The organism is Pedobacter cryoconitis (genome assembly GCF_014200595.1).
Taxonomy (GTDB): domain Bacteria; phylum Bacteroidota; class Bacteroidia; order Sphingobacteriales; family Sphingobacteriaceae; genus Pedobacter; species Pedobacter cryoconitis_C.
The window spans coordinates 1,558,198-1,582,185 of sequence record NZ_JACHCG010000001.1 but is presented as its reverse complement, the minus strand read 5'-3'; the positions used below and the strand labels follow the sequence as shown (position 1 = coordinate 1,582,185).

At 40.5% G+C, this 23,988-nt stretch carries 18 protein-coding genes and 1 pseudogene; 6 read left to right on the top strand and 13 right to left on the bottom strand.

The window, feature by feature from the left end:
- Positions 1-28: 28 nt before the first annotated feature.
- The 3 genes from HDE70_RS06410 to HDE70_RS06400 all read right to left on the bottom strand — a co-directional run bounded on the left by HDE70_RS06410 (position 29) and on the right by HDE70_RS06400 (position 2,918).
- Positions 29-1,276, bottom strand: a complete 1,248-nt coding sequence (locus tag HDE70_RS06410; protein WP_183888834.1) for an MFS transporter — start codon at positions 1,274-1,276, stop codon at positions 29-31.
- The gene (locus HDE70_RS06405; protein ID WP_183888832.1) at positions 1,273-1,980 is read right to left on the bottom strand and encodes a hypothetical protein; all 708 of its coding nucleotides are present in this window, start codon (positions 1,978-1,980) and stop codon (positions 1,273-1,275) included. The genes HDE70_RS06410 and HDE70_RS06405 overlap by 4 nt, the downstream gene beginning before the upstream one ends.
- A 77-nt stretch (positions 1,981-2,057) precedes the next feature.
- Positions 2,058-2,918, bottom strand: a complete 861-nt coding sequence (locus HDE70_RS06400; protein ID WP_183888830.1) for an AraC family transcriptional regulator — start codon at positions 2,916-2,918, stop codon at positions 2,058-2,060.
- Positions 2,919-3,475: 557 nt separating this feature from the next.
- Here HDE70_RS06400 and HDE70_RS06395 point away from each other — a divergent pair.
- Together HDE70_RS06395 and HDE70_RS06390 are read left to right on the top strand one after the other, a co-directional pair.
- Positions 3,476-4,039, top strand: a complete 564-nt coding sequence (locus tag HDE70_RS06395; protein ID WP_183888828.1) for a Crp/Fnr family transcriptional regulator — start codon at positions 3,476-3,478, stop codon at positions 4,037-4,039.
- Positions 4,040-4,120: 81 nt separating this feature from the next.
- Positions 4,121-5,398: an adenylosuccinate synthase gene (locus HDE70_RS06390; RefSeq protein ID WP_183888826.1), complete on the top strand. Its 1,278-nt coding sequence runs from the start codon at positions 4,121-4,123 to the stop codon at positions 5,396-5,398.
- Between the two features lie 46 nt (positions 5,399-5,444).
- Here HDE70_RS06390 and HDE70_RS06385 read toward each other — a convergent pair whose 3' ends face one another.
- The 7 genes from HDE70_RS06385 to HDE70_RS06355 all read right to left on the bottom strand — a co-directional run bounded on the left by HDE70_RS06385 (position 5,445) and on the right by HDE70_RS06355 (position 12,609).
- On the bottom strand, positions 5,445-6,866 hold the full coding sequence (locus HDE70_RS06385; protein ID WP_183888823.1) for a serine hydrolase: 1,422 nt from the start codon (positions 6,864-6,866) through the stop codon (positions 5,445-5,447).
- Between the two features lie 103 nt (positions 6,867-6,969).
- Positions 6,970-7,584, bottom strand: coding sequence for a hypothetical protein (locus HDE70_RS06380; protein ID WP_183888821.1), 615 nt, complete (start codon positions 7,582-7,584; stop codon positions 6,970-6,972).
- A gap of 161 nt (positions 7,585-7,745) precedes the next feature.
- Positions 7,746-8,168, bottom strand: coding sequence for an organic hydroperoxide resistance protein (locus HDE70_RS06375; RefSeq protein ID WP_183869065.1), 423 nt, complete (start codon positions 8,166-8,168; stop codon positions 7,746-7,748).
- A gap of 46 nt (positions 8,169-8,214) precedes the next feature.
- Positions 8,215-9,483: an epoxide hydrolase family protein gene (locus HDE70_RS06370; RefSeq protein WP_183888820.1), complete on the bottom strand. Its 1,269-nt coding sequence runs from the start codon at positions 9,481-9,483 to the stop codon at positions 8,215-8,217.
- Between the two features lie 181 nt (positions 9,484-9,664).
- The gene (locus tag HDE70_RS06365) at positions 9,665-10,783 is read right to left on the bottom strand and encodes a glycoside hydrolase 100 family protein (RefSeq protein ID WP_183888818.1); all 1,119 of its coding nucleotides are present in this window, start codon (positions 10,781-10,783) and stop codon (positions 9,665-9,667) included.
- 42 nt (positions 10,784-10,825) lie between these two features.
- Positions 10,826-11,968, bottom strand: coding sequence for a glycosyltransferase family 4 protein (locus HDE70_RS06360; protein ID WP_183888816.1), 1,143 nt, complete (start codon positions 11,966-11,968; stop codon positions 10,826-10,828).
- Positions 11,965-12,609 (bottom strand): PIG-L deacetylase family protein, encoded by a 645-nt coding sequence (locus HDE70_RS06355; protein ID WP_183888814.1) that lies wholly within the window; start codon positions 12,607-12,609, stop codon positions 11,965-11,967. The genes HDE70_RS06360 and HDE70_RS06355 overlap by 4 nt, the downstream gene beginning before the upstream one ends.
- Before the next feature lie 211 nt (positions 12,610-12,820).
- On the opposite strand from HDE70_RS06355, the gene HDE70_RS06350 reads away from it, so the two are divergent.
- The 4 genes and pseudogenes from HDE70_RS06350 to HDE70_RS06335 all read left to right on the top strand — a co-directional run.
- Entirely contained in the window at positions 12,821-15,832 is a 3,012-nt protein-coding gene (locus HDE70_RS06350; protein ID WP_183888812.1) for an amidohydrolase family protein, read from the top strand.
- Position 15,833: 1 nt separating this feature from the next.
- The gene (locus HDE70_RS06345) at positions 15,834-17,129 is read left to right on the top strand and encodes an amidohydrolase family protein (protein WP_183888810.1); all 1,296 of its coding nucleotides are present in this window, start codon (positions 15,834-15,836) and stop codon (positions 17,127-17,129) included.
- Positions 17,130-17,216: 87 nt separating this feature from the next.
- Positions 17,217-17,438, top strand: coding sequence for an alpha/beta hydrolase family protein (locus tag HDE70_RS06340; RefSeq protein WP_183888807.1), 222 nt, complete (start codon positions 17,217-17,219; stop codon positions 17,436-17,438).
- 30 nt (positions 17,439-17,468) lie between these two features.
- A pseudogene (locus HDE70_RS06335) lies at positions 17,469-18,143 on the top strand (alpha/beta fold hydrolase); the annotation flags it as partial.
- 181 nt (positions 18,144-18,324) lie between these two features.
- On the opposite strand, the gene chrA reads toward HDE70_RS06335, so the two are convergent.
- The 3 genes from chrA to HDE70_RS06320 form a co-directional block, all read right to left on the bottom strand.
- Positions 18,325-19,662 (bottom strand): chromate efflux transporter, encoded by a 1,338-nt coding sequence (gene chrA, locus HDE70_RS06330; protein WP_183888803.1) that lies wholly within the window; start codon positions 19,660-19,662, stop codon positions 18,325-18,327.
- A gap of 99 nt (positions 19,663-19,761) precedes the next feature.
- On the bottom strand, positions 19,762-22,491 hold the full coding sequence (locus HDE70_RS06325) for a glycoside hydrolase family 3 N-terminal domain-containing protein (protein ID WP_183888800.1): 2,730 nt from the start codon (positions 22,489-22,491) through the stop codon (positions 19,762-19,764).
- Positions 22,492-22,533: 42 nt separating this feature from the next.
- Positions 22,534-23,967, bottom strand: coding sequence for an alpha-L-fucosidase (locus tag HDE70_RS06320; protein WP_183888798.1), 1,434 nt, complete (start codon positions 23,965-23,967; stop codon positions 22,534-22,536).
- Between the last annotated feature and the right edge of the window lie 21 nt (positions 23,968-23,988).

Genomic DNA, 23,988 nt, shown 5'->3' with positions numbered 1-23,988 from the left:
TTATATTATTCAATAATTTCATAATAATTTAAATTTCCGGATGGATATCTCCGATGGAGAATGACATATATTTTTTCGTTTTACAGTAGGTAATTCCAACTACTGTTAAGGTAATACACCCTCCAACAACTACTGCCGGTACAGTACCAATTAAACCTGCAACCGTTCCGGATTCAAAGTCACCAATTTCGTTGGACGAGTCTATAAACATTGACGTCACTGCGGATACCCGGCCACGCATGGTATCTGGCGTCAGTAACTGCATAATAGTACCCCTGATTAGCATATTTACACTATCAAATCCTCCACTGGCGAAAAGCAGGAAAAGTGACAAATAGAAATTTTTGGAGATTCCGAAACAGATGATTGATAAACCAAAACCCGTGATAGCCAAAAGTAAATTCCGCCACGGCTTGTGCATAGGAGAATATTTTGTCATCAGCAGCATGACTAAAATTGCACCTGCGGAAGTTGAAGCCCGCATCAATCCCAATCCTTGCGGGCCGACTTTTAAAATATCGTTCGCAAAAACTGGTAAGAGTGCAACAAAGCCCCCAAAAAACACAGCGAACAAATCAAGGCTCATTGCCCCCAGCATCATTTTATTCCTGAAAACAAACTGTATACCCCCGGCCAAACTTTTCCAGAAATTTTCTTTGGGTGTAAAAACAGGCGGATATTTTTTAAGAAAACAGGCGGTGATCAGCGCCATTAAAATAAACAGGACAATTAACACTAATGCAGCAGTTATTCCAAAATACCCATATACTATGCCGCCCACAGCCGGGCCAAGAATAGATCCTGCCTGCCTTATGGTACTATTCCAGCTGTTTCCATTCGCATAAGCTTCTTTTGGCAGACTTTCCGTATAGATCGTAAAATTAGCAGGCCCCAAAAATGCGCGTGCTATTCCATTGCAGAAAACAAGGAAAAAGATGATTTTTATCAATACCGCAGTGGATATAAAGACCTGTACACTAGTCATCGTTACACAAAGCAAAACCAAAGAACATAATAATACGGCCGTATAAATCCACAATAACATCTTTCGTTTTTCGGATTTATCAGCAATGTAACCACCATACAATGCAATTGTGATCGCAGGTACGGCTTCAAAAAGCCCAAATAATCCAAGTAAAAAAACACTTTCTGTTAAGTGATAGATATAAAACCCTGTAATTACAGTTTGCATCTGATAGGCGAAAGTAAAAAACAAACGTGTCCCGATATAAACCCGGAAATCCCTGTACCTTAAGGCTGCAAAAGAGTCGCTCATGACCAGAATCCTTTCACTTTAATCTGCTCAGTAGCAAATCCCATAGCAATCAATGATTTCCTCAACTGAATAACCACAAAATCATTACCCGTGATATAAAAACACGTGTCTGGAATTGAGTATTTTTGCGCATTGATCCAGGAAATTACAGGCGTTATCTGATCTGTATCCTCACATAAAACAGGGTGCAGATAAGGAGACAGATTTTTATTACAATATTCGGATTGCTCACGGTCAGTAATTAATAATACACCAGAAAAACGGGTGCCTGGATTCGTCATTTGAAATAAGGCAAGCAGTTGTCCTATACTCGTCACATCTCCCAGTCCAACTATTCTGCCGGTAGGATGAGGTGACTGGCGGCTGCTTCCAACTTTTATATATTGAACCAAATCCCTTTCCCGCAGCCTGCGTGCCCAGGTAGTTCCAGGCCCATCATGTGCAGCATCAATAAACAAGGTGCAGGTCTGAGCTTTGGCATCCCATGCAGCTGGTGTATACTTGCGGAAAAGCGCTCCGCCAACAGAAAATTTTATATAAGGAACCTCTGTCCAGTCCAGCATGTTAACCAGAGGGAGATACAAACTGATCTCTATGATTTCCCCCTTTCCTACGCTATTTACTTTTTCTACATATCCTGTTTGCAGCAATAACCGCTCATCGATTGAATTGCCATTTGCTTGTTGAAGAGACTCTTTTTGCATATACTATTGTTTTAGTACAAGCAAAGGGACGCAGATTTAAGCGCCGTTTAAATAGCAATAATCGAGTAACTTTAGCACTATTTGCGGTATTTAGCACGAAAAGCTATAGCAGACATTCCTGTAAGTTTCTTAAAGAACCTGGAAAAATAGGATTGATCATCATAGCCCAGCAATGTTGAGATTCCCTTGATATCCAGTTGGCTATAATAAAGCTGTCTTTTTGCCTCCAGTATAATTTCCTGGTTTATCCAGAATGTTACCGGGAATCCGGTCACCTTTTTCACAACCTCGTTCAGATAGGATTCAGAAACGTTTAACTTATCTGCATAAGCAGAGGGGCTCTTGATTGTCCGGAAATTTTCTATCACCAATCTTTTAAACTGTTTGGACATTTCAACGGGTCTGGATAATTTCAGACTCATGCCCGGGCCAGCGTTGAAACATTTGGCAGTCATAGTCAGGAACAACTGAACTATGGCATGGACTACCGGTATGTAAAAAGGATCATCCTGATCCTTATTGTATTTCGCATTAAGTAATTTGAACACACTGCTCCATTGTTTTAATTGAACCGGATTCAGTAAATATGGTTCCTGAAGATAGGAAAGATGATCAAAGATATCTACATAATTAAGTGGAACCAAAGAGGGGTCTACAGCTAAGATCCAGCCCGTAGCATCTTTATTATTTATCCGTCGATGTACCTGTGATGGTAAGATATAGTATAATGTTCCCGTTTTACATTGTCTTTCCTTAAATTCCACTTCCATAGAGGCATGTCCTTTCTCAATAAAAAAAAACAAATAATGATCATCCCGATGGGCGCCCATCGTTTCCATTTTGGAATCTGAGAAATCATCCCTATCAAAGTATTGCAGCTCTACGCCTATCGCAGTACTCAGCTCAAGTTTATGAACAGGAATATCATGCATTTTCATCAATCAGGTTATTTATAAATTGTCAGATTGTAGTTTTCAGCTAAATCACGAATATACAATTCTCTTACCAATAACGAAACACAAGTATTTAGCTGATATCTCCTTATTCTAAATCAAAAAACCATTAAAATCAGCCTTGAAAAACAGCCAATTACACCCTAAAAACGACCGAAATAGGCTATACGTAAACTACTGACTATAAGGCTAGTAGACATCTCTTGTTCAGACACCTTTCAGACCTGCTTCAAACACTGTTCAGTTCCTACCGAACAGAACCTTAATCAGCTGTGAATTATTTTTCATTTAAATATTATTCATAGCCTTATTAATCAATAATTCAACTACCTCGTAATATTAACTAAACAGACTATTGCAATTATACAGAAAGGCACCGTATTAGCATGTTAATTGATCAAAAGTATGCAGAAAAAGAATACTTTATTTACGGAAATCCGTAAACTTGTGACAATTTATAAAACTACGTCAAATTCCACCTTTCTCCACGATTTTTTGTCAAATGGCAATTTTTGTTTAACCAGGACTGATTAACTTTGAATATGGAAGAATTAATTAACTACCTCCTTCAATTTGGGCACCTCAGTCAGGAGCAGATTGCAATGATTCAATCCAAAGTAAAACCAAAAACAATAAAAAAAGGAGCATACTTTTCACAAGCTGGTCAGATAGCAGATAAAATAGGATACATCACAGATGGGGTATTCAGAGTTTGTTATTATGATAAAACTGGTGAAGGTTATACCCGTTATTTTGTTTATGAAAACCGTTTTATAGCCGATATCAATAGCTTTCGGGATGAAATTCCTACAGCAGAATATATTGAAGCAGTAACTGATTCTACCCTGCTGGTCTTTTCCAAAGTAGGTTTTGAAGAACTTTCCAATACCATTACCGGCTGGAGCGATCTATTTTCAAAAATCACTTCTTATGTGATGGAAAATAAAATGAGAGCAAGCAGTAATATGCTGGTTCAGGATGCGCAAACCCGTTATCTGCATTTTCTTGACCATTATCCTGGCCTGGCTAACCGCGTCCCACTTTCCATGCTGGCTTCCTACCTTGGAATTACGCCATCCTCACTGAGCCGGATCAGAAAAAAATAACTGATTTGTTTTTTTGCCATTTGACAATTGACAGCTACCAGGTTATCCTCAACTTTGCTTCAACAAAAAAATAAATAGATAATGGCTGTTGATGTTTTATTAGGCCTCCAATGGGGCGACGAAGGTAAAGGAAAAATTGTGGATGTTTTAAGTCCGGACTATGATCTGATTGCCCGTTTTCAGGGAGGCCCGAATGCAGGTCATACTTTAGAATTTGAAGGTAAAAAGTTTGTACTGAATACAATACCATCGGGCATATTCTTTGAAAACACGATGAACCTGATTGGAAATGGTGTGGTTATCGATCCAATTGCTTTAAAAAGAGAACTGGACAATTTAAAAGAAGCCGGGCATGATTTACTTGGGAATAAGAAGCTGATGATTGCAAAAAAAGCACATTTGATCTTACCTACGCACCGGCTGCTGGATGCCGCTTCTGAAAAAAGAATGGGCGACGGCAAAATTGGTTCTACACAAAAAGGAATTGGCCCTGCATATATGGATAAAACCGGCCGTAATGGTTTACGTATTGGTGATTTCACTTTGCCAGATTTTAAGCAGCGTTACGAAAAACTGGTTAGCAAACACAAAGCTATACTGCAATCCTTATACGGTGAAGTTGTTGACTTCAGCGCACAGGAAAACGCATTTTTCGAAGCACTGGATTTAATTTGTCAATTTCCATTAGTGGATTCAGAACATGTAGTCAATACCTATGTAAAACAAGGAAAAAAGGTATTGGCTGAAGGTGCACAGGGTACTATGCTGGATATTGATTTTGGCTCTTACCCATTTGTAACCTCTTCCAATACGACCACTGCTGGCGCCTGTACAGGCCTGGGGATTGCGCCTAACCAAATTGGCGAAGTAATAGGTATTTTCAAAGCTTACTGTACACGTGTAGGCGGCGGCCCCTTTCCTACGGAACTAGATAATGAAACGGGAGAAGAATTACGTCTTAAAGGTCACGAGTTTGGTGCAATAACCGGAAGATCCAGACGTACCGGATGGATTGACATACCCGCATTAAAATATGCGATTATGATTAACGGGGTCACGCAATTGATTATGACTAAAGCAGATGTACTCAGTGGATTTGATCAGATTTACGCCTGTACACATTATAATTACAATGGTGAGGTCATTGATTACATGCCTTATGATATAATTTCTATTCAACCTATACCTGTATTACAGGAAATTGAAGGTTGGAAAGAGGATATAACTGGTATAAACTCGATAAATCAGATACCTGCAAAACTAAAAACTTATATCACATTTTTAGAAGAGCAGTTAGATATACCTGTAAAATACCTTTCTGTGGGCCCGGATAGAAAACAAACGCTAATTCTGAATTAACATTTAATGAATAACCGGTGAGCAAACGCACCGGTTATTTAAATCACTATAATTTCTCTATAATTCCTACGCCTACATTATCAGTATCGGCTTGCGAATTAGAAAGTACAACTACAGCAGTCTTTTTATTGATATTGATGATAATAAAACTTCTGCTTCCGCCAGTTCCACCATTATGCCAATAATAAGTATCCGTTGTTGGCTTCATGATGTGCCAACCCAAACCAACCATAGGGTCTTTCGAAAAAGTAACCTGATGGGTAAGTTCAAATGCTTTTGCTAAATCAGGATTTTTACTTTCAATATTGTTATCCGCATAAATCAGCATATCATTAACAGTGGAACGAAGACCACCGGCACCAACAAGGGCATCGAGATCCCATGCTTTAACTTCCTTCGCCTCCAAGTTATATACTTTCGCAAAGCGTTTTGCCAATTCAGGAGTCAGGTGCTGAAATGTACTGTTCATTTTTAAAGGATCAGTTATGATTTCTTTCACCAGCTCTTCATAGGTTTTACCACTGATCCGTTCTAAAATCACGCCCAGAAGCCCCGTGCCCGTATTGGAATAACTATAAACCTCTCCCGGAACGGAGGCCAGCTTACAAGACTTTAAGTAACTGAATAATAATTCCTTAGTATAGCTTTTATAAGGATTTGCAGCATCAGAGTTTTTGTTCATAAGATTTTCCGGCAAGCGAACTAATCCCGAAGTATGGTTACTTAAATTTACAACCTTTATTTGCTGAAGCTCAGGGTTCGCAGCTACTGAATCCGGCAGATATTTCGTAATTGGATCCGTTAAACTGATCTTTCCTGCACTCACATACCAGGCGAGCAGCTGAGCAGTAAATGTTTTGCTAATGGAACCTATTTCAAAAATTGTATTCGCATCAGGAAGCACCCCATTCTTCTTTTGTGTACTGCCATACCCATAAGTATAGGTCTTTCCATCTTTTAAAATACCAATGCTCAAACCTACAGTATTTGAATTTTGAATATAACTCCTTGCCAGCGTATTAATTTCTTTGTCCAGTTTTGATTTCAAGGGATTGGAAGAAGGAACCAGTGTGATCTTTTTAGTAATGACAGGCACAAAATCTGAAAAAGAAAGTTCAGTTAGTTTGTTATTCTGATCAAGTGAGAAAGAAAGTTCTATATTTTCAGCTTCGAACTCCAACTTGTATCTATTCAGGTTTTTCTTGGGGCTGATCAAAGAAGATTCCTTAATTTTCCCCAGAATATAGATGTTTTTCTCAAAAAAATCAGCCAATTTTTCCTGGCTGATAGAAGATTTATAGCTTTTACTGCCCAGCGCATAAATCTGATCCACGCGTTTTTCAGTAATATATTTTTTGATCAGTACGACTACCAGATCACTTTTTCTTTGTCCGCCACTTTGCGCCAGGGTCATTAAAGGCGTGAGGAACAGCAACATAACCACTACCTTAAAATTTGTAAGTTTCATAATTTAAATTATATAATCAACAGTGTATAGTTAACACTTATAACTTAAACGAACAAAAAGTTAATACCCCTATTACTTTTAAAAATGATTGGCTTTCTTATTTCTACAACAATAACCTCAACTGATCCAGATCTTCCTTTAATCCAGCAATCAATTGCTTCAATAATATGACATTATTATCATCAGTGTTCAGCAGACGCGACCAGTTCTGATCAGCTGAATTAAACTGTCTTTTAAATAACAGTGGAATTTTATAACGCTGTACAGTGATCGCCGCGGCATAGCTATACAAACACGCGATAATCCCCTCCAATGTCCGTTCGTAATAAAGCTTTAGTTTTTTATAACTTTTAGCCCGCTTATAAATCAGTACATAAGGTTTAAACCGCTGTGCCTGTATAATAATTTCAGCATCTTCCAGATCTTCTGTTTCCGTAAACCCAAATCTCCGGATCAGTTCCAATTTAAACTTCATGAGTTTGAACTGAGCTTTAAGCGCATTCTGAACAAAAGGATCCTCTATTTTTTCAAAAAACTCATCTTCATCCAGATATTGTTCCCACGCATCATTGAAATCTTTCGCATAGGATTTCATCACTTTTTTAAAAGTGAAATAGTAGATATATTCATAAATATCAGAATGCATATAAGTAGTTAAAACACCTAACCCTCTGATACAAAGATTCAAGTCAAACGGATCGTCTCTGGAAATTTTCATATATAGCTGCTGGCTCTAATCTTGTAATATCATAATCCGAAGGTATCATAATGTACACCTATAATCTTCATCTTTCTATTTTTTGTGATAACAAATGTTAATTTACAGTTATCATTTTACAAATGAAGGCCTGTCCGGTAAACGAACAGGCCTTGAGCTTTTTAAACCAGGTTAATGACTACATCAATATTACCACGCGTGGCTTTGGAATATGGGCAAGTCTGGTGAGCAGCATCTGCAAGCGCCCTTGCGACTTCCGGCTGTAAACCGGGCAGACTTATAGTTAAACGTGCCTGTAAAAAGTAAGCATCTCCCGCTGTCCCCAGATCCACCTCTGTATCAATTGCTGCATCTTCAGGAAGATTGATCTTCATCTTAGCCGCTGCAATTTTCATTGCTCCGATAAAACAGGCAGACCAGCCCGCCGCTAATAGTTGTTCCGGATTAGTACCGCTTCCTGAACTACCAGGGATGGAGAGTTTAACATCAAGGCGTCCGTCAGAACTTTGAGACGCACCGTCTCTGCCGCCTGTGGTATGTGTTTTACCTGTATAAAGTACTTTTTCTATCGTGTGATTTTCCATGATTTCTATTTTAAATGTTTATGTTTTTAACTGAATGCGTATTGAATTAACGTAATGATTTGAATGCTGCACGAAGCTCTTCTGCAAAAAGCTGCGGCTCTTCCCAGGCGGCAAAGTGGCCCCCTTTGCTAACCTCATTGAAATAGATCAGGTTATGGTAACTGCGTTCCGTCCAGCTTTTTGGTGCCTGGTAAATTTCCCCGGGAAAGACCGTTACAGCTGCCGGAACCGAGATATCTACAGCGTTGAAGTTATTGGCATTATTCTCCCAGTAAAGTTGGGCAGAAGAAGCTGCGGTATTGGTAAGCCAGTAGAGAGAAATGTCATCCAGAATTTCATCTTTAGTCAATACTTTTTCTGCATCGCCTCCACTAAAAGTCCACTCATTTAGTTTGTCGTAGAAAAAGGAAGCAAGCCCGGCTGGTGAATCCGATAAACCATAGCCCAAAGTCTGTGGACGGGTAACCATCATTGCTGCATAACCTCCACCTTTTTTGTATAAATAATTCAGTGATTTAAATGCTGCTTTTTCTTTAACAGATAGTCCTGCGGGTGCAGGTTCTCCATTGTTAAGTGCTTTCGCTACATCAGCAGGCACAGTTGCAGGCATATTCACATGGATGCCAAGCAATCCTGCTGGCTTTTGGTGCGCCATTTTATCGGCAACTACTGAACCCCAGTCTCCCCCCTGAGCAACATAATGCTGGTAGCCCAGACGTTTCATCAATACATCCCATGCTGTAGCAATGTGATCTGCATCCCAGCCGGTTCCCTGAGGTTTACCAGAAAAACCATATCCCGGCATTGATGGAAGAACAAGGTCAAAAGCGTCTTCTGCGCGGCCTCCATAAGCGGTAGGATCTGTAAGTGGGCCAACGATTTTCAGCAGTTCAAAGATAGAACCAGGCCAGCCATGCGTAATAATCAGTGGCATCGCATTTTTATGCTTAGACTTGATATGTACGAACTGAATATCCAATCCGTCGATGGTTGTTATAAACTGTGGCAAAGCATTCAGTTTGGCTTCTGCTTTACGCCAGTCATAGGTTGTTCCCCAGTACTTTACCAGTTTCTGGATCTTCTCTAATTGCACACCCTGAGTCTGATCTTTTACCGTTTCCTTTTCCGGCCATCTTGTAGCGGCAATACGTTGACGAAGATCGGCAATCGCCGCCTGGGGGACATTAATGTGGAAATGACGGATCTGATCAGCACCCTTTGTGGCTGAAACTGACTGTGCAAAAATGGGAGTTGCCAAGATGGCAAGCGCCCCGGTAATCAGGGTATTGGCAAGGTAGCGTTGATTCTTTTTCATCGTTCTATTTTTTAGCTTGTGTTTTAATTTCTTCTTCAAAAGTATCCCTGCTTCCATCCGAAATCAATCAGCAAATACCTAATCTGGACGATGTCGATCTTGAACTGGTCATTTTTGAACTTGAATGCGCATAAAAAAACCCGCTATGGATTTTAGCGGGTGAATAAATAACCTCCTTCGATTATCTTATATTTTCAAAAAAGGGTGTTCTTTTGGTTGCTACGCATTCAGCAGCATAGATATACATAGATGCACTCCAGCTTTGCCAGTCTTGTCCGGCAGGCTTTCCGCTCTGTGCTTTTAGCCATTCATTAAATCCGAACTGAAGATTTTTACTTTGATCAGCAGCTGCTTGCAATGCTTTGCCCAGCACGATTAATTTTTCTCCGGCCAGTTGATATTGCTCACAGGCAACCAGTGCCGCGATATAAAATCCGCAAACAAATGGCCAGATTCCTCCATTATGGTATTCCCCGGGTTGGTTAAAGTATTGATACCTTGTAATCCAGTCGAGATCTCCAGGCTCAATGAATGGAAATAAATTCGGGGGAAGATCAACCGCAAGCTCTCCTTTTAATCTCATGCCCGCACATTCGTCTTCAATCCATGCAATTATATCTTTTGCATTGGAAACTGGGATTATCCCGGATAAAATAGCCAGGCTATTTCCCAATAAATCAAAGCGTTCACTGCTGTAAACCTTATAAGTCCACAATGCATAATAGGGTTTATCAGTGAGTGCAAACCGGCTCATTTCCTTCAGTATTTCATTGGCCTGCTCCTGTTTGTCAAACAATTTGAGATAACTATAGGTCAGCGTATTCACAAAGAGCCCGTAACCTGGCACCCATTGTTCATCTCTCCAATCACTGGTGGGTTGCTGAGCAACCAGTCCACTATCAGCAGGTTTCTGAAATTCCATCCAGGTCATTGCTTTTTGGACAGCTTCTTCCAGAAAATCAGGTTGATCCATTATTTTTCTAAAGATCCCTGTAGCCAGTAAAAATAAAGGTGTGGTATCACTGGCACCCCGATTCTCTTGATCATGTACAAGCGATGGAATATGACCATTTTTACTTTGTGTTCCGGCAAGGGTTTCCAATACCTTGACCATGCTCTCTTTCAACGGGTCATTACCGCTAACACCGATTCCTAATGCAGTAATCAGCAGGTCCCTGGTATAAGGCTCAGGATATCCCCAACCCGCAGTACGGGGCAGTCCATGATAAGGGCCATTCATATTGTGCAGCAATACTTCAAGTGCAGCTTGTTTTGCTTTCCCGATCAGTTGTTTTTCCATTGTTATGATCTCCAATCTTTTTATTGAATTGCAGGCCCCTTATTATTGAACGCCCAGTCTGTCTTTGATAATTTCTAGATACCGCTTAGCTACTACCCGATAATCAAAATGTGCTTCGACATGCTTTTGAGCTGCTTTACCTAAGCTTTCTCTTAAAGCCGGATTTGTCATTAACTCCTTTAAATGGCCAGCAATACTGATTGGATCAGCACGATAATCTACAGTTCTGGGCGGATCAAGACGAACTTTACAAGTTTTCTCAGGATCGGTTAGATCCGGCACACTGACTTCATCGGCAATGATACGGACCCCTATTTCCGCCAGCAAAGCTGTTTGCTGATGAACCATAGTATCCAGCATCCCCATAGCCTTCATTCCAATGACAGGTTTTCCACAGGCACCTGCTTCCACTTGTGACATTCCAAAACCTTCTAACCGGGAAGGAGCGGCATAAATATCACAAGCCGAAATCAAATAAGGCATAAAATTTCTCGAGGTAATACTTGTTGCAAAACTAAACCGCTTGTGAATACCGAGCCCATCTGCAAGGTCAAGATCAGCACTATTCTGAATTGTTGTTCTTGGCTGCGGCCATACTTTACAAACATATTTCCAGTCAGGCACTTCGTTCTGGATCATAGATAATGCCTGCATAACTTCCCTTGCCCCTTTTGAGGCGGCATCGCCACCAACAGTCAAAATCATTAATTGATCCGGGGACAGACCAAATGAATCTCTGACTGCCTTTATTTTCGCTTCTTCCAGATGAGCAGCTGCAAACCTGGCTGTATCACAACCTACCGGCAATACTGCTATACGATCTCCAATGATCCCATCACGGATATACATTTCTTTTACCCAATTTGAGGTCACTAACAGTAATGGAAGCCTATTCAGTACTTGCTGATGATTTGCGATATACCCATCTGCAACCAGCCATGGCACAGCAGTTAATCCATACTTTTGGGGATGTATTACCTGTTCAGGTGTATAACCCCAGTAGCCTACACCAGTCACAATATCTGGTTTAAACCATCGGTAATACCATTCTTTTTCCAGATGAGACTCAAAATGTACTGCATGTACATCAATCCCCATTTCGGTCAGCCCACGGTATAAAAGATCTCCCTGAGTAGCTAAGCCGCTTGGAGATGGTGGGTAGTCATAAAGCAAAAGTACTTTCATTTGATGTCCTTTTTCTGAAGATATAGCTGCGCCATCGCTTTTTCAGGTTCCTTAAATTGCCAGAAAGCTTCGTGTTTTGGAGTAGCCATTGCCTCCCAGCTATCTGTGGCAAAACCATAAATTTCGGTGATAATATTATATTTTTTCTGCCAGCTTTGCCAGCTGAGTTCGTAATTGGAAGTTCCATTAGTGATTGCTTTTGGAAAATACGTACGGTTTCCATCTTCGTAAGCAAATGTCCAGAGTGCACTTGCCCGGATTTTTCCTGAATGCCAGAGCTTGATTACTGCTTTTCCTATTTCTTCGTGCCGGCGATGCCTGGTATATTCACCATCCGGGCTATGTGTAATGATCAGATCGAACCATTTATGAGGAACCAGCCCGAGGATTTTCCTTTGTACCAATTTTTCAGCTAAAGGTTGCTGAGCCGGGCCATCGTCCAGATCTGACATTGCCCCTTTTGCCTTATAATAATTAAGGACTTTGCTAAATTTGCCAGCACGCTCTTCATCGTTTTTACGACATAAACAGGCTATAAAAACCCGCCAGTCCGGATGGTCAATTAATGTACCACCTGTCCATAATGTTTCATCGTCCGGATGAGCTACAATAATTGCAACTGTTTGATGATCAGTATCCATTTTTTTCTAAAATTGGACTTTCAATATTGACAATTTGAAATCCTTAACAATCTATATTTCAATTGGTTTATTTTAAATTATTTTTTTTACAATTCTAACGGAAGAAATAATAAACCACTTTTTTCCTTGTCTCAATTGTAAAAATTGAGTGATTAAGTGAGTTGATTATTAATTTGTATTATTTTTAAATAAATTAACCCCTTAACCTATTATGAAGAAACTTTTACTCGCCGTTGTGCTGGTATTTTATGCTGCATTTTTGTTTGCACAGCAAACTACCTACCCTGTTAATGGCTCTTTTGACACCAGACCGGGTATGTTTGCGTTTACCAACGCAACAATCGTCGTCAATTCCAATCAAACACTTACAAACGCTACCTTATTGGTGAAAGGCCAAACAATACAAGCAGTTGGCTCTGGCCTGGCTGTACCTAAAGGTTACGTGATTATTGATGTGAAAGGAAAATTCATTTATCCTTCCTTAGTAGACGCTTTTACCGGCTATGGTTTACCGGAAGCTGTTGTTCAACCTCGCGGCGCACGTCAATCTGTTTTTGTTTCGACAAAAAAAGGCGCTTATGGGTGGAACGAAGCTATCAGACCGGAAACACAGGTGAAAAACATTTTCTCTGTGGACAGCAAAAAAGCAGATGAGCTGCGGAAAGCTGGTTTCGGAAGTGTCAATGTAATCAACCGTGACGGAATTGCACGCGGAATTTCTGCGGCAGTAACCTTGAATGATGGTGCTGCTAACACTATATTCCTGAAAGATCAGACTGCTGCAAACTATTCATTCAGCAAAGGGACGTCTTCAAACGATTATCCAACCTCTTTAATGGGTTCAATTGCTTTATTGCGTCAAACTTATTACGATGCACAGTGGTATAGCAAACAAAAAGAGGAATACAATATTTCACTCGAAGAATTTGGAAAGCAGCAAAATATCCCCCAGCTTTTTGAGGTTGATGGCTGGGCTAATATCCTTCGTGCCGATAAAATTGGAAAAGAGTTTGGCAAACAATATATCATCAAATCTACAGGTGATGAATATCAGCGCATTCAGGAAGTTAAAGCAACCGGGGCAAGCTTAATTATACCGTTGAATTTCCCTAAAGCTTATGATGTGGAAGATCCTTCGGAAGCAAGAAACTTAACGCTGGCACAAATGAAAGCCTGGGAAATGGCACCTGCCAATGCAGCTGCTTTAGAAAAGGCAGGAATTAAATTCGCCTTGACGTCGTTCGGTTTAGAAAACACCCGTGATTTCTGGGCCAATCTCCGCCTTGCAATTGAAAAAGGTTTAACAGAGAAACAAGCTTTACAATCCATCACCGAAATCCCGGCTTCTCTTTTAGGGATCAGCGATAAAGTAGGTTCACTGGAAAAAGGTAAAGTAGCCAATTTCCTGATTTCATCCGATAACCTGTTCAAAAAAGAGAACATCATTTTTGAAAACTGGGTACAGGGAAAACGCTTTATTATCAACAGAATAGATATCACAGATATCCGTGGAAATTACAATTTAAACATTGACGGTTTAGGTGCCTTAACTTTAAAAATCACCGGGGCATCAGGTGGTTCAGTGGCAGCAATTGAAAGAATTGGTGTAGATAGCGTTAAAGCTACTGCTGCTTTTACAAGAAATGGCGATTGGGTAAGCATTAACTTCAATTTAAAAAAGAATCCTGCTGGTAATGTCCGCTTAAGTGGATTTTTGACCGCAGCTTCTCCCCTGGTATTTAAAGGTGAAGCAGTACTTCCGGATGGAACGACCGGCAGATTTACAGCATCTTACAAAGAAGCAGCTAAAGAAACACTCAAAAAGGAAGAGCCGAAATCTAGTTTAGCCATGGGCCCGGTCATCTATCCTTTTGGCGCTTTCGGAAATACAGAATTGCCAAAAGCAGAAAATGTGCTGATTAAAAATGCGACAGTCTGGACAAATGAAAAAGAAGGCATCCTGCAAAATGCAGATGTATTGCTGGAAAATGGAAAAATCAAAGCAGTAGGCAAAAACCTGAATGCAGGCAATGCAAAAGTTATTGATGCAACAGGCAAACATGTAACTGCGGGAATTATTGATGAGCATTCGCATATTGCAGGCAGCGGTGGTATTAATGAAGGTGCACAATCTGTTTCTGCGGAGGTTCGTATCGCGGATATTATTAATTCGGAAGATGTAAATATTTATCGCCAGCTGGCAGGAGGTGTAACCACTTCTCATATTTTACATGGTTCGGCAAACCCGATTGGCGGTCAGTCTCAATTGATTAAATTACGCTGGGGTAAAGCACCAGAAGAGTTGAAATTTGCTGGTGCTGATGGTTTCATCAAGTTTGCTTTGGGTGAAAACGTAAAGCAGAGTAATTTTGGTACTGGTGCACGCTTCCCGGTAACACGTATGGGTGTTGAACAGACTTTTGTGGATGAGTTTACACGCGGAAAAGAGTATGAGAAAGCAATCGCCGTAAAAGGGAACAATGTCCGCCGTGACCTGGAATTAGATGCGATTGTAGAAATCTTAAAGAATAAGCGTTTCATTACCTGTCACTCGTATGTGCAAAGTGAAATTAATATGCTGATCCATGTGGCAGATAGTCTGGGTTTCAAGATCAATACGTTCACACATATTTTAGAAGGTTACAAAGTGGCTGACAAAATGAAGGCGCATGGCATTGCCGGTTCGACATTTTCTGATTGGTGGGCTTATAAAAATGAAGTTGCAGAAGCTATTCCTTACAATGGAAAGATTATGCACAATGTAGGGATTACAACTGCTTTCAATTCTGATGATGCAGAAATGGCGAGACATTTAAATCAGGAAGCTGGCAAGGCTGTTTTATATGGAAATGTTCCTGAAGAGGAAGCTTTTAAGTTTGTGACCTTAAATCCTGCAAAAATGCTTCATATTGACGGCCAGGTTGGAAGTTTAAAAGCGGGTAAAGATGCTGATGTAGTGATCTGGTCAGACAACCCGCTTTCTATTTATGCAAAAGCTGAAAAGACTTTTGTAGATGGTGTTGCTTATTGGGATATAGAGAAGGATGCATTGGTGATTAAAACTCAGCAAACTGAAAAAGCACGTTTAATTCAAAAGATGTTAGAGAGCAAAAGCAGCGGTTCTGGTACGCAACGTGCCCAGGGAATTGCTCCACGCCTTTACAATTGCGAAACTTTAGAAAACTACTCAGCAGAATTAAATGAATCAGAACATGCACACTAAGATGAAAACATATCTATTTAGCCTGGCTTTATCGGCATCAAGCCTGATGTGTTTTGCACAGGCCAACATATCTCCGGCGAAAAAACAAAGTAAAACCATAGCGATAACCGGCGCAACAATACATGTTGGAAATGGTTCAGTGATTGAAAACGGAACACTCCTTTTTGGGAATGGAAAAATTATAGCGGTAGCTGCCAGCGGGCAAGTTCCTCAAGGTGATGTCATGAGCATCAACGCGAGTGGGAAACATATTTACCCGGGCTTTATTGCCGCAACAACAAATTTAGGGTTAACAGAAATTGAGGCTGTAAAAGCTACGCTTGATTTTGAGGAGATTGGTGATTATAATTCGCATATCCGCTCTATTGTTGCTTACAATACGGATTCAAAAGTACCTGCTACTTTACGTAGTAATGGTATATTGATGGCACAACCCACACCACAGGGTGGAGTAATTTCTGGCAGTTCTTCTGTGGTTCAACTGGATGCTTGGAATTGGGAAGATGCTGCGCTCAGGAAAGACGATGCGATGCATATGAGCTGGCCGGCGACACCCCGCTTCAGGGGTTATGGCCGTCCGCAGCTGGCACCAGAAGTATTAGCAGAACGTACACAATCGGCTATTAACCAATTGACTTCTTTTTTTGCGGAAGCAAAAGCTTATGCAGAAATGGGCAAACCTGAAGTGATCAATACGCGGTTTGAGGCTATGAAGCCTGTTTTCGCAGGTACAGAAAAGTTGTTTATTGAGGCAGAAAGTCAAAAGAATATTGTAGCAGCGGTTAATTTCGCGAAAGGGTTCGGTATCACACCGGTAATTACGGGCGCGGATGAGGCTTATTTAATCATTGATTTTTTAAAGGCGAACAACATTACGGTGGTGGTTAAACAGCCGCATGCTTTGCCAAACAACAATGATGACGATGTAAATATGCCTTATAAAAATGCAGCTATTCTGGCTAATGCTGGCTTAAATGTTGTTTTAAGCATTGATGGGTACTGGCAACAGCGCAACTTGCCTTTTATGGCAGGAACAGTTACTGCATGGGGCCTGGATAAAGAAAAGGCATTAAGTACAATTACCTTGAATGCAGCAAAAGCAATGGGTACAGACCAAACCACCGGAAGTATTGAAGTTGGGAAAGATGCCACTTTCTTTATTTCTGCGGGAGATGCACTGGATATGAAAACAAATAAGGTAGAGCAGGCTTTTATCCAGGGAAGGGATATTAATCTGGATAACCTGCATAAGCAACTGGACAAAAAGTTCAGTGATAAATATGCAGCAGAGCAATAATTCATCAATTAATCGGGCTGGATTTATAGCTTGTAATTTAACAAAAAATGCCGCTCAGATTGGGCGGCATTTTTTGTACTTTCGTTTGTGAAATATACCTTCTTTTTTCTCCTTTTCTTAACGGCATTTCTTGCAAATGGACAATCACTTTACAGCAAAGCTTACGGAAACCATAAGCATAAACCTGTAATCTTTATTCATGGTGGCCCAGGCAGCAGCTCCAGGGCTTTTGAGGTTACTACAGCGCAGAAACTTGCCGATCAGGGTTTTTATGTGGTGCTTTATGATAGACGTGGTGAAGGGTTATAAAATGATAAAAATGCACAATACAATTTCCAGCAGACTTTTGAGGATTTGAATGGCATTTATCAAAAGTATTCTTTGAAAAAAGCGACACTGATTGGCTTTAGCTTTGGTGGAATTGCAGCCACATTATATACAGAAAAATATCCGCAAAATGTAAGGTCTTTAGTTCTGGTCAGTTCCCTGTTATCACAGCCTGAAACTTATAAAACTATATTGGAACGGTCAAAGGTAATTTACCGGTCTAAAAATGACAGCATAAACCTGAGCCGTGTTTCTGCAATTGAAAAGATGGATCCCAATTCTTTTGAATACAGGGCAGCTTGTTTTAAGCATTCTTCCGGAAATGGATTTTTCAGTACAAAAAATCAGAATGCGTTAGCTAAAAGTTTATATGCTAAACTGGAATCAGATATAGTTTATAAGCAGCTATCTGCACATAAAACGGATGCTCCTGTGCTTGGTTTCTGGAAAAACGAGAATTATTCTGGTATGAGCATTATGCCAGTTTTGAAGCGTTTACATGACAACAAGCTTAGTATCCATGCTTTATATGGTAAAGATGACGGCCTGTTTTCCACAGCACAAATCATGAACCTGCAAAATCTGGTGGGTGCTGGTCAGTTGAAATATCTTGAAAATTGCGCCCACTATTTATATACAGATCAGCAGACAGAATTCATCAGCTCTTTAGCACAATGGATAAAGTAAATGGCAGTAAATCTTTCCTTATTTCTTCTGCAATATGTTCGGCCAGTATTAAAAATTCCTGCGTTAACGGATAAGTCATTTTAAACGCTGCCGAGATTTCAAAATAAATAGCTTGCTCAATGGTCTGTAGACTTCCAGCTTTTTCCAATGCGTCATAATCAAATTGATACCCGGGTATTTGTTATCCAATATAAACTTCGCCAATATAATAACGTATCAGCCCAAATAGCAAACTTAATAAAATAAGATAAACTACATTCAGTTTCAGTTTGAGCAAAAGAAACAACGAAACGGCTACCCAGACCAGTGCTACCGGATCCAGATGCTGGAGGGTCACACCGCCTGGAAATATCACATCTTTACCTAAAAACAGCGTCAGGTTCAAAATTACCCCTACCACAGCAGCAGTAACCAGTTTCAGGACACCGCCAATGGTTTCATTTCCGTGTGACTTTTCAATTAAAGGCCCGCCAGCAAATATGAATAGAAAACAGGGTAAAAAGGTGTAAAAAACAGTAGTAACAAGGGCCAGGCTTCCCATCAGCAGCGATCCGTGGAAATGATTAAATCCCGCCATAAAACCGACAAAGCCGACTACAATGATCAGCGGCCCCGGTGTAGTTTCTGCCAGTGCAAAACCGTCCACCATTTGCATTTTAGAAAGCCATCCTAATTTGGCAACTGCAAATTGTGCAACGTATGGCAATACCGTATAAGAGCCTCCTATAGTCATAAAAGCAGATTGCGTAAAGAAAAGGGTCAATTGCTTCCAGAAAATAAATTCTCCTGACAGGCAGTAGAAAACGGCTATCGGTATACACCATAACAGCAGAAAAATGGATATTTGTTTGAGGAATGTTTTAATTTTAAAACCACCGTCCGGCTCAGCTGAACAGGAGTTGATATAATAATCCTGTTCTTCCTGCAACTCCTGCCCTGCTGCTTTACTTTTCTCATGCAATAAACCGGGCTTAAGATACTGGATCAGCAGAGCAAGCGTAATGCTTCCTGCAATAATCATCAGCATAGAAACATTGAAAAAGAAAATACAGATAAAAGCAAGGACAGCTACCAAATAGTGTAAAACACCATTAAGGGATTTTTGCCCGACCTTATACAGCGCAATAATAATGATTGCAATTACAGCCGGTTTTAAACCGTTAAACATGGCGTAAATCCACGGGAGGCTTCCGTAAGACACGTAAACAATACTTAAAGCCAGCAAAATAAACATGGAGGGAAGCACGAATAATATACCCGCAGCCAATCCTCCTTTTTTTCCATGTAATTGCCAGCCAATATAAATAGCCAATTGTTGTGCTTCGGGCCCGGGCAGCAACATACAAATACTCAGGGCGTGAAAGAAACGGCTATTGCTGACCCATTTTTTCTGACCAACCAGAAAATCGTGCATGATGGCGATATGCCCTGCGGTTCCACCAAAACTAATCCATCCTAACTTAAACCAAAACCTTAAAGCTTCCTTGAATCCGGGTTTCCCCACTTGTGTTTCTCCCATAAATGATTAAGCTTAAAGATACGAAAAAAGGCCCTTTTTATGAATAAAAAGGGCCTTTAACTGCTTAGTCAATCTGATATGTTACACGATTTTCTCCGGTCATTTAATAACCTTTAAAGTATCCTTTAACAGGAGTTCTTTGCTCGAAGATCCAATCATTATTCTAAAGTCTCCGGGCTCGATAACAGTCTTCATTTCAGCGTTCAGCATTTGTAACATTTGAGGAGTAATTTCAAATGAAACCCGCTTTGACTCACCTGCTTTTAACCTGACGCGTTCAAAACCCTTCAATTCTAAAACCGGTCTGGCTACCGTACTCAGCAGGTCACGGATATAGAGTTGTACAACTTCCTCTCCGTCAAAAGTCCCTGTATTCTGTAAAGTAAAACTTGCTGTTACGGATTCCGTTTTGGAGATATCAGTTTGATTTGAAATCACCTTTTTACTTAATTTCAGGTCTCTGTATTCAAATTTTGTATAACTCAGGCCAAAGCCAAATGGTAAAAGAGGTTCACCACTCAGGTTGTTATAATCATCACCTCTTCCGGTTGGTTTATGGTTGTAGATTAATGGCAGTTGTGATTCATGAACCGGATAAGTAATTGGTAAGCGTCCTGCGGGATTGTAGTCCCCGAACAAAGTTTCTGCAACCGCATTTCCTCCTTCTTCTCCCGGATACCAGATGGCCAGAACTGCCGCAGCGTCATTATACCAATTGTCCATCGTAATGGCACTGCCACCCACTAATAAAACAACTACAGGTTTCCCTGATTTCTCCATCGCCTCAATCAGTTTCTCCTGGTTACCTGGCAAGCTCAATAATGCGCGATCCTGAAATTCTCCTTCTTTAATTCCAGCAGCTACCACAATAACATCTGCTTGTTCAGCGAGTTGAACTGCATCAGCTAAATCTTTAGCGCGCGCATCTGCAACGCCGTAATTCCAGATCAGCCTGATGTGCGCATTGCCCTTAGGTTCTTTAAACTCTACACGGACCCGATAGGACTTGTTCTGCTCAAAAGTGAATGGAACTAAACGGGTATGATAAGATATTTTCTCCCACTGATCAATTAATAGTTTTCCGTCCAGATACAAACGGTAACCATCATTCCCTTCCAGTCCAATTTGATAAGTTCCCGATTTCGGGGCTTTAATTTCCCCGTTCCACCGGACCGCATATTGATCTTTTTCTAAACGTTTGTCCGGAGCAGACAGTGTCCACATAAAATCGATACCCTGATCTGTCCGCGTAAACAAAGGTTTACCACTTAAAGTAAGGTTATCAAAATATTCAGCGAAAAGCCCGGAAGCGGTATCTGTTTTCAGAAATTGTTTAGCGACAGGCAGGTATAAAACCGGATCGCGTGTGCTTCCTTTACTATAAGTAATCTTAACCTGTTCACCAGCTCTTTTTTTCAAACCGTCCACTATACTGACCTTACCATTACCAGTTCCACTGTAGCCTCCTAAACGGGCTTCAGCAGCATCTTCTCCAACCACCAATATGTTCTTAATATTTTGCAGAGGCAACACAGATTTTGAATTCTTCAGCAAAACAAAAGATTTTAAAGCAGCCTGTTTAGCAATAGCTTTATGACTTTGGTCATTCAAAGCATTTTCAGCATCCTTTTCGGAAACATAAGGGTTTTCAAAAAGTCCCAATTCAAATTTTGCTCTTAAAACTCTTGAAACTGCATCATCTATTCGTTTTTGAGGAATTGACCCATCAAGGAACGGAGGAATAAATAATTTGTAATGGTCATATTCTGTCTGAAAAATCACATCCAGACCTGCAATAATCGCTTGCCTGGTTGCCTCCGTATAATCCGCAGCTGTATAATGCAAAACATTTGCACCCCCAACAGCTCCTGCATCAGAAATAACGAACCCTTTAAATCCCCATTCTGTTTTCAGTTTTTGAGTCAGCAAATAAGCATTTGAAGTAGCAGGAGTTCCGTTTAAGCTATTATAAGCAGTCATCAGTGAACGGCTTTTTCCTTGCTGTAGGGTAGCTTTAAACGGAGGGAAATAGACTTCTTCCAATAAACGTTCATCGGCATGGATCGGATAACTATCACGGCCACCATCGCCAACGTTGGCTACAAAATGTTTAGGCGTAGTAATGATATTCTCTCTTTCAAATGCGCTTACAAAAGCCAGCCCCATTTGAGAAGCCAAAAAAGGGTCTTCCCCATAAGTTTCTTCGGTGCGCCCCCAGCGTACATCCGAAGCAATATTCACTACCGGTGTTAAAATATCCCTGATCCCCCTGATTTTAGTTTCCTTTGCTATTGTGCTGGCTACTTGTCCCATCATAGCGGTATCAAAGCTGGCTGCAAGACCAATAGCTTGTGGAAAAGCGGTAGCTCCTTGTCTGACAAGGCCATGCAGTGCTTCATCAAATGCAATAATAGGAATACCTAAACGGCTTTCTTTAACGAAATACCGCTGTATGGCATTAATCTTTTTGGCCAGTGTAAAAGCGTTTTCTTTTGTATTGTAGTTTAACATTTGTCCTGCGCCCCCCCCTCCCTGTGAAACTGCACTGACCTGTAAGCCAAAGATCCCGTTTTTATAGCGGTTTTTATCTACCCCATCGAGGTCTCCGGGAATCATAAAAAGCTGCCAGAATTTCTCTTCTGGGGTCATTCTGGAGAGCAAATCACGCACTCTTTCTTCAATACTGATACCCGGATTTTTATATAGGGGCAAAATAGATGATGTCTTTACCTTGCTTTTATTTTTAACTACTTTAAGTGTATCGTTCGCAACAGCAGCATAACTTAAAAAGGAAAGCAGGAACGGCAATAAAACGACTTTATACTTCATTAATTATAATTTAAGTTTTCTTCCTGTAAAAATTGTAAACCACTAAGTGGCAGGTATAAATTCAAAAGACAAAGCGGCTTCTGAACCTATTGTATCCGCAGGTAATTCTACGGTGATTTGCTCATTTGATATTGTCCATTTTAGCGGCTGACCTGTAGAAACTAATTTCATCACTGTCCCTTTTTTTGGTAAATTCCCTGTCCAGCTAATGGTCTTCGCCGGATGTTCTTCAACATTTCTACAATAGATTGCATACTTTAATTTACCATCTTTACTTTGCGTAAACCAGGTTTGGCCACTGTGGTAGTTTTTAGTAATCCGGGTATTGTAAATGGCTTTACCATTTTTAGAAGTCCATTGACCAATCTCATTTAATTTAGTCACTACCGAAGCTGGTAACGTACCATCCGGATCTGGCCCAATCCCTAAAAGCAAACTTCCGCCTTTAGCTACAATTTCCACGAGTTTGTGAATCACTTCACTGGCAGGCTTATATTGATCATTTGGAACAAATCCCCATGCCCCGCCCAATGTCATGCAACTTTCCCATGGATGATCCAGTTGCGTGTCAGGAATCTTTTGTTCAGGGGTCTGATAATTCTCATAAGGCCCGTGAACAGTTCTGTCTACCATCAAAATACCGGGTTGCGCTTTTCTTGCCATCCGGGCGATTTCAGGCATATCAATATCCTGGCTCCACTTTGGGATATCAGCGCCCCAGGAGCGTACCTCTTCATTGACAGTTTCCAGCGGTCTTACCCATCCTCCATCAAGCCATAAGATATCAATACCACCATAGCGGGTCATCAGTTCTTCCAGCTGGTTATAGGCAAAACCTTTAAACTTATTCCATCTCCATGGATTTTTCTGAATGTCATAATTGTTATTGCGGTTGGGAGTAGCATATTTAGACCACCAGTAATATTCAGAGTGCCAGTCGGGCTTGGAAAAATAAGCACCGATCATAAAGCCTTCTTTTCTGAAAGAGTCAAATACATATTTAGCAACATCTGCTTTAGGGTTGTTTGCAAAAGGGCCTTTAGCGATGCTAAAATCAGATTCTCTGGTATCAAACATCGCAAAACCATCATGATGTTTAGTGGTAAAAACAAGATATTTCATGCCTGCACTTTTACCAGCTTTTGCCCATTGTTCCGGATTGAAATGTACCGGATTAAAAGCTTTACTCAACCCCCAGTACCACTTTTTATAATCGTCATAAGTCTTTGTACTATCGCGTTCTATCCAATCTTCTGAACAAAGCGACCAGGATTCTATAATACCGGGTACGGCATATAATCCCCAGTGAATTATCATTCCAAATTTCTGGTCCTGCCATTTGTCAAGTTTCTTTTTAACCAGTGGATCTTCAGGCCATTCATAAACCGTTGACTGCTGATGAACTCCGTTTTCTTGTGCTGCTAATTTGCCGGCAGCACAAATCAGCATCGCTGCAATTATAATTTTTATCTTCATTAGGATCGGATTTATTGAACT